This window comes from Rhodococcus sp. 27YEA6 (assembly GCF_044908235.1).
Lineage (GTDB): Bacteria > Actinomycetota > Actinomycetes > Mycobacteriales > Mycobacteriaceae > Rhodococcus_F > Rhodococcus_F qingshengii.
On the sequence record NZ_JBIYCY010000071.1, the window covers coordinates 1 to 1,254 of the forward strand.

Genomic DNA, 1,254 nt, shown 5'->3' on the forward strand with positions numbered 1-1,254 from the left:
TGGTTGGGTCCCTGTGTAGAAGTCCAGTGTCTGTGTGACTTTCGTGTCCGATAATGGGCACAGGAGGAAATTCACGAATCATGGCACGCAGACACACCCCTGAACAGGTCATCGCGAAGGTCCGGCAGGGCCAGAAAATGCTCAACGACGGCCACCCGATGATCGAGGTCGTCAAGGAACTCCAGGTCACCGAAGCGACCTGGTACCGGTGGCTGAACCAGTACGGGTCCGAGAAGAACGCCGAGGCGTCCAAACGGACCAAGGAGCTGGAGAAGGAGAACGCGCGACTCAAACGGCTGCTGGCGGAGAAGGAACTGGCCATCGACATCCTCAACGAGGTGGCCAAGGGAAAATTCTGAGCCCCGAACCCCGCCGCCGTGCCGTGCGCATGGCGGTGGAGAAGTTCGGGGCCTCCGAGCGTTTCGCCTGCAAGATCCTCGGCCAAAACCGGTCTGCCTTCCGGAAGAAGAAACCCGATACGAGCTTCGAGGAAACACGGCTTCGCGGCGCCCTACGCGCCATCGCGATCAAGCACCCGACATGGGGATGGCGGAAAGCCCGCTGGTGCCTGCTCGCCCAGGAGTGGGCTGGAATGGCGCTCAACAACAAGCGCGTACGCCGGCTCTGGCGCGAGGAAGGCCTCGTCTGTAAACCCAAGGCGCGGAAGAAACGCCGGGCCGGTCCCGGCGCCGGGGAGCAGAAGCGGCTGACGGCCGAATACCCGATGCACGTGGTCAGTTTCGACTTCCAATCCGACGTGACTTCCTGCGGGCGGCACATCCGCTTCTTCAATGTCATCGACGAATACACCCGCACCGCGCTGGCCATCATCGCGCGCCGGTCGTTCACAGCCTCCGACGTGGTCGCAGCATTGGAGAACATCATCGCCGAAACCGGCACCGCCCCGACCTACGTCCGCTGCGACAACGGTCCCGAATTCACCGCCGCCGCACTGATCAACTGGTGCAACACCGTCGGCGTGGGCACCGCCTTCATCGACCCGGGTTCACCGTGGCAGAACGGTTTCGTCGAATCGTTCAACGCCCAGTTCAGAAGGGAACAACTCTCGGGAGAAATCATGGACACGATGGCCGAAGCGACCTATCTGGCCGAGGAATGGAAAGCTATCTACAATCATGAACGGCCCCACGGATCCCTCGATGGCATGACGCCAAACCGCTACTGGGAAAACTGGACTCAAGAAAACCAACTAGCTATCGCATAGGTGCTGGACTGCTAACGGGGGCCCAACCA

Annotated in this window: 1 protein-coding gene; it reads left to right on the top strand. The window is 61.1% G+C overall.

Annotation, left to right across the window (positions count from 1 at the left end; translation table 11 throughout):
- The first annotated feature begins 80 nt into the window (after window positions 1-80).
- A protein-coding gene (locus tag ABH939_RS33155) for an IS3 family transposase (RefSeq protein WP_116058469.1) occupies window positions 81-1,225 on the top strand; the annotation gives its coding sequence in 2 pieces (ribosomal slippage) (window positions 81-354 and window positions 354-1,225; 1,146 coding nt in all).
- The last annotated feature ends 29 nt before the right edge of the window (window positions 1,226-1,254 follow it).